Annotated in this window: 7 protein-coding genes; all 7 read left to right on the top strand. The window is 34.2% G+C overall.

Annotated elements, in window-relative coordinates; all coding sequences use genetic code 11:
• Positions 1-195 precede the first annotated feature (195 nt).
• The 7 genes from J5G60_RS16010 to J5G60_RS16040 all read left to right on the top strand — a co-directional run bounded on the left by J5G60_RS16010 (position 196) and on the right by J5G60_RS16040 (position 5,999).
• Positions 196-516 (top strand): CopG family transcriptional regulator, encoded by a 321-nt coding sequence (locus J5G60_RS16010; RefSeq protein ID WP_150356747.1) that lies wholly within the window; start codon positions 196-198, stop codon positions 514-516.
• Entirely contained in the window at positions 476-826 is a 351-nt protein-coding gene (locus J5G60_RS16015; RefSeq protein WP_150356746.1) for a type II toxin-antitoxin system PemK/MazF family toxin, read from the top strand. Before J5G60_RS16010 ends, J5G60_RS16015 begins: the two co-directional genes overlap by 41 nt.
• A gap of 274 nt (positions 827-1,100) precedes the next feature.
• Positions 1,101-1,925, top strand: a complete 825-nt coding sequence (locus tag J5G60_RS16020; RefSeq protein ID WP_150356745.1) for a transketolase — start codon at positions 1,101-1,103, stop codon at positions 1,923-1,925.
• Positions 1,925-2,866, top strand: a complete 942-nt coding sequence (locus J5G60_RS16025) for a transketolase family protein (RefSeq protein WP_150356744.1) — start codon at positions 1,925-1,927, stop codon at positions 2,864-2,866. Before J5G60_RS16020 ends, J5G60_RS16025 begins: the two co-directional genes overlap by 1 nt.
• 162 nt (positions 2,867-3,028) lie before the next feature.
• Positions 3,029-3,715 carry a cell division ATP-binding protein FtsE gene (gene ftsE / locus J5G60_RS16030; RefSeq protein ID WP_150356743.1) on the top strand — a complete coding sequence of 229 codons (687 nt, stop codon included), beginning with the start codon at positions 3,029-3,031 and terminating at the stop codon, positions 3,713-3,715.
• A complete protein-coding gene (gene ftsX / locus J5G60_RS16035) occupies positions 3,705-4,595 on the top strand; it encodes a permease-like cell division protein FtsX (RefSeq protein WP_150356742.1) in 891 nt (296 codons plus the stop codon). The genes ftsE and ftsX overlap by 11 nt, the downstream gene beginning before the upstream one ends.
• Before the next feature lie 228 nt (positions 4,596-4,823).
• Positions 4,824-5,999 (top strand): S41 family peptidase, encoded by a 1,176-nt coding sequence (locus J5G60_RS16040; RefSeq protein ID WP_150356741.1) that lies wholly within the window; start codon positions 4,824-4,826, stop codon positions 5,997-5,999.
• Positions 6,000-6,044 lie beyond the last annotated feature (45 nt).

Here is a 6,044-nt window from a genome sequence, read left to right on the forward strand (position 1 = left end):
GATTGTAATATGCTTAAATAGAAATATTAAAAAGTTATATTAGAATAGTTATAGAGATAAAAAACCCTATGTAAAAAAATACAAGTAGAAAATTGGTGAAATTATAGATAATTTCTTTGACATGCCTACAGATTTGGTACTATAATGAGCTTGTATAATCTTTCGCTTAGGGTAATAGGAGGTATTAATTTGTATATGTCAAATTCTAAAAGATTAGTAATAGACCTCTCAGAAACACTATATAATGAATTCAACAAGGCACTTAAAGAAGATTGCAAAAAAAGGAGTGAATTTATTAGGGAAGTTATCATATTATATATTAGTGAGAAAAAAAGGTTAAATAGAATATCAGAAATGGAAAAAGGATATAGGGAAATGGCACAACTTAATCTTGAATTTTCAGAAATGGGCTTTGCAAGTGACATAAAGGAATTAAAAGAATATGAAGCGAAGCTTTCGGAGAGTGATTTGCCAGATGACGACAATAGTGAAAAGAGGAGATATATTTTATGCTGATCTAAGCCCTGTAGTTGGGTCTGAACAAGGAGGGGTAAGACCTGTTATTATCATACAAAATGATGTTGGTAATAAATATAGTCCAACCGTAATTGTTGCAGCTATTACCTCTCAGATAAATAAAGCAAAACTTCCGACTCATGTGGAAATATCTTCAGAGGCCTATGGCCTCAATAAAGATTCGGTAGTGCTGCTGGAACAAATAAGAACCTTAGATAAAAGAAGATTGAAAGAAAAAATTGGTCATATGACAGATAGTGATATGAAAAAAGTAGATAATGCACTTTTAGTAAGTATTGGGCTTCAATAGATTTTCAATTGAACTCAATGACGTATAATTTACTATAATTTTTAATTTTAACAGAAACCTGGATTTAGGTTTTGTTGTTGATTATAAGCCCCGGTGCTTAGAGCACAGGGGTGAAGTTTTGTGGTGCTTTATATATATGAAATTAAAACTTTGTGTTAAAATAAAGTTAAAGTTTTTTATCCGAGGTTCAGGTGGAGAAAAGCATTCTCTGTGAATAAACTCCAGCTGGGCCTGAGAATTACTTGATTAGTAGTATTAGTAGGAGGTTGAAGTTGTGAAAAAAAATATAGAAGAGCTTAAAAAGATTGCATCAGTTATAAGAAAAGACATAATAAAAATGCTGACTAAGGCTGGCTCAGGCCATCCAGGCGGTTCACTGTCTGCAGTTGAAATTTTAACTACATTATATTTTTATGAGATGAATGTTGATCCTGAAAATGCCAGAGATTTAGATAGAGACAGATTTGTACTTTCAAAAGGGCATGCGGCTCCAGTACTGTACAGTACTCTTGCTAGAAGAGGATATTTTAGTGTGGAGGAGTTAAAGTCTCTTAGAAAACTGGGTTCTATACTTCAAGGACATCCTAATATGAATGAAACTCCTGGTGTTGATATGTCTACGGGATCCTTGGGACAAGGAATATCTGCTGCTGTTGGTATGGCACTTGGCGGTAAAATCGATAAAAAAAGTTATAGAGTTTATACCCTGTTGGGAGATGGCGAACTTGAAGAAGGTGAAGTCTGGGAAGCTTCTATGGCTGCAGCTCATTATAAGTTGGATAATTTGACAGCTTTCATAGATGCAAATGGACTTCAGATAGACGGCACCTGTGAAGAGGTAATGTCTGCTTATCCCATCGGAGAAAAATTTAAAGCCTTTAAGTGGCATGTTATAGAAATAAATGGACATGATTTTAAGCAGATTATAGATGCTATTGAAGAGGCGAAATCAGTTAAAGATAAACCAACTGCTATAGTTTGTAAGACTGTCAAGGGCAAGGGGGTATCCTTCATGGAAAATCAGGTAGGGTGGCATGGCTCTGCACCCAACATAGAACAATGCGAAGAGGCATTAAGGGATATAGGAGGTGAAGAGTAATGTCAAATAAAATAGCAACTAGAGAAGCTTATGGGAAAGCTCTTGTAGAATTGGGAGCTGAAAATAAAAAAGTAGTGGTCTTTGATGCAGACCTTTCGAAATCCACCAAGACTGCCGGATTTAAAAAAGCTTATCCTGAAAGGTTTATGGATATGGGAATAGCAGAAGCCAATATGATGGCGGTGGCAGCTGGGATATCCACCTGTGATAAGATACCCTTTGTAAGCACTTTTGCCATGTTTGCTACTGGGAGAGCCTTTGAACAGATAAGAAACTCCATATGCTATCCAAACTTAAATGTTAAAATATGTGCTACTCATGCAGGACTTACAGTAGGCGAAGACGGGGCCTCCCATCAGTCGGTAGAGGACATATCCCTTATGAGGAGCATTCCCAACATGACAGTTATCTGTCCTAGCGATGCAGTGGAGACAGAGGCAGCAGTTAGAGCCGTGGCTGAAGTGAAAGGACCCTGTTATGTGAGACTTGGAAGATCTAAAGTTTCCGTTATAAATAATAATGAGGATTATAAATTTGAAATAGGGAAAGCTATAAAAATGAGGGAAGGAAAGGATGCAGTTATAATTGCTACAGGGATAATGGTAGAGGCAGCATTGGAAGCCTATAATACTCTGGCTGAAGAGGGAATAAAGGTATCAGTTTTGAATATACATACTATAAAACCTATAGACAAAGAAGCAATAGTGGAAACTGCTAGAAAAACCGGTGTAGTTATAACTGCGGAAGAACACAGTATTATAGGTGGGCTGGGTTCTGCCGTATGTGAAGTGTTAAGTGAAAATTTGCCTACGCCAGTTATAAGGATAGGCATTAAAGATACTTTTGGGGAAAGTGGAAAACCCAATGAACTTTTAAAAGCTTATGGGTTGACCGGAGATGATATAGTTAAAGCTGTTAAAAAAGGACTGTCTTTAAAATAAATATGGGTTAGAAGAGATGCTGATTTATAGGGCATCTCTTTTGCTAAATTCTCCGTAATAATAATTTCATATATTTAACTTTTGGTTTTTTGCATTATTATGATATAATGTTTGATGTAATGTGCAAGCTTGGAAACTTGTTAAATATAAGGAGAGGTTTAAATGATACAGTTTAAAAACGTGAGCAAGGTTTACAACAACAACATATTTGCATTGTCTAATATAAACCTGGATATCCAAAAGGGAGAATTTGTGTTTTTAGTTGGACCTAGCGGTGCGGGAAAAACTACATTTGTGAAAACTATTTTAAAGGAAATTGAACCTACAAGTGGAAATATAATAGTTAATAATGTAGACATTACGAAATTAAAGAGAAATCAAATACCCTTATATCGAAGAAGGTTGGGAGTTGTTTTTCAGGATTTTAGGCTAATACCAACCCTCAATGTTTATGAAAATGTGGCTTTTGCCATGAGGGTAATTGAAGCACCCTTGAGAGAAATAAGGAAAAAGGTCCCCATTGTATTGTCCCTGGTTGGACTTGCCAACAAATATAGATCCTTTCCCCATGAGCTTTCGGGTGGAGAGCAGCAGAGAATTTCTCTGGCAAGAGCTATAGTAAATAATCCATCTATACTGATAGCGGATGAACCTACAGGAAATTTAGATCCAGATACTTCTATGGATATAATGGATACTATAAATGACATAAATCATGCTGGAACTACGATATTAATGGCAACCCATGCAAGCAATATAGTGAATTCTATGAGAAAGAGAGTTATAGCAATAGAAAAAGGTATTATAGTAAGAGATGAACAGAGGGGTGCATACGGTTATGAGGATTAGTGCCATGGGGTTTTTTGTGAAAGATGCATTTAGAAGTTTAAAGAGGAATAAGACTATAAGTATAGCAGCAGCGGCAACAGTAGCAGCTACACTTTTTATATTCGGAATATCTATGCTTACAATGCTGAATATCAAACAGGGAATATTGGAGATACAGTCTAAGGTAGAAGCAAAAGTGTATTTGGAAGATAATATAACTATGTCTCAAAAAAGGGATATTGAAGATAAGATAAAGAATATAGATGGAGTAGTCAATTTGAGCTATGAAACAAAATCTGAGGCGCTGAATAAATTTAAAAAGCAACTGGGAGATCAGAATAAATCACTGGTGGAGGGACTAGATAAGGACAATCCGATTCCAAGTTCATACATAGTTAAAGTTAGCAGTCCGGAAATTATTTCCAAGGTAGTCAGCAACATAAAAGGAATGCCTGGAATATACAGTATCCAGGATGGGAGAGGTATTGTAGATAAAATTGTAACTATAACCAGAACTATAAAGTGGGCAGGAAGTATTATATTTGTATTGCTCATAGGAGTTTCACTGTTTTTAATAGGAAATACAATAAAGATAACAGTTTATTCAAGAAGAAAAGAAATAGGTATAATGAAATATATTGGAGCTACAGATTGGTTCATAAGATGGCCTTTTATTATAGAAGGTATAATAATAGGGGTAATAGGGGCAATAGTATCAAATTTAGTACTGTATTATCTGTATAGGATAGTTTATGCTAAGGCGTCATCTGCATTTATAATGATGCAATTGATAAGCCCGCATTATGTGGCTACCACTGTGTTTGGATTGTTTATTTTAGCAGGTGTGATAATAGGTGCAGCAGGAAGTGTAATGTCTATTAGGAAATTTTTAAATGTTTAAATTGACATAGCTTTTTATTAACTGTTTATTAGAGGTTGTTTCGAAATTTATTTGAAACAGCCTCTATGGTTTTATGAGCAAACTCAACCTAAAACTAACAATCACTTTATAATTGTCTTGAAAGTATTTATAAATATTTCCGCAAATTTATTTTTTAGTGTTATAATTATTTAAGATTTACATAAATACTATTATATAGTGAATGTTTCAGAAAACGAGGTGTATAGTTTGAAAAGTAAAAAAAGATGGATAACGTGGACTGTAGTTATTGTACTTGTGACAAATATTCTTACAATGTTTGGAACTACTAGTTTTATAAAAAATACTCAAAGTAATGTAATGGGAGAATTTTCAAAGTTATTTGAGGTCAGAAACCAATTGTATAAATATTACGATGGACCTATAAATGATAATACATTAGTGGAAGGAGCCATTAAAGGAATGACTTCGTCACTAAATGATCCATATACTGTATTTATGAATAAAAAAGAATATGATGATTTTAATGTTCAAACTGAAGGAAATTACAGTGGAATAGGAATTCAGGTTACGTCAAAAAACAACAATATTGTAGTAATGAGTGTGTTTGATGGTTCACCTTCTAAAAAAGCAGGAATAATTGCAAATGATATAATTCAAAAAGTGAATGGGATTACTGTAAATGGAAAGGATCTTGATAAAGCTGTATCGCTTATGAAGGGTAAGGAAAATACAGAAGTTACCCTTACGTTGTACAGAAAAAATAAAGGCAGCTTCAATGTGAAAGTCAACAGACAAAAGATAGACATTTCTACAGTAACTGGCGAGATGCTTCAAAATAATGTAGGATACATACAGGTGTCTATGTTTGATGAAAATACAGCTAAAAGTTTTAAGGATAAATTAAATACATTGAGAAGTCAGGGGATGAAATCACTAATAGTGGATTTGAGAGATAATCCGGGGGGACTGCTGGATCAATGTGTAGATATGATTTCCAATTTTGTACCGAAGGACAAAGTAATAGTTTCCACTATAGATAAGTATAATAATAAAAAAGAATATAAATCAAAAGGTGGAGATTTTAACGGACTGCCCTTAACTGTACTTACCAATGGGAATACAGCCAGTGCCTCGGAAATATTTTCGGGAGCAATTAGAGATTATAAACTTGGGACTTTAGTTGGAGAAAAGACTTATGGAAAGGGAGTCGTTCAGACCGTTCTGGATACAGGAGATGGGACTGCACTTAAGGTTACTATTTCTAAATACTATACTCCAAATGGTGAAAATATACACAAAAAGGGAATAAAACCTGATGTGAAAGTGGAATACCCCGAAGTTCTTAAAAATTCACCTTATGATAGAAATAAAGATCCACAATTTAATAAAGCTTTAAATATAGCAAAAAATAAAATAAAATAGAATTGTAGATAATTTTGACGATATGTGAATATATAATTATAATAT

The sequence above is a fragment of the Clostridium sp. HV4-5-A1G genome (genome assembly GCF_900184915.1).
In the GTDB taxonomy this organism is placed as follows: Bacteria; Bacillota; Clostridia; order Clostridiales; family Clostridiaceae; genus Clostridium_B; species Clostridium_B aromativorans.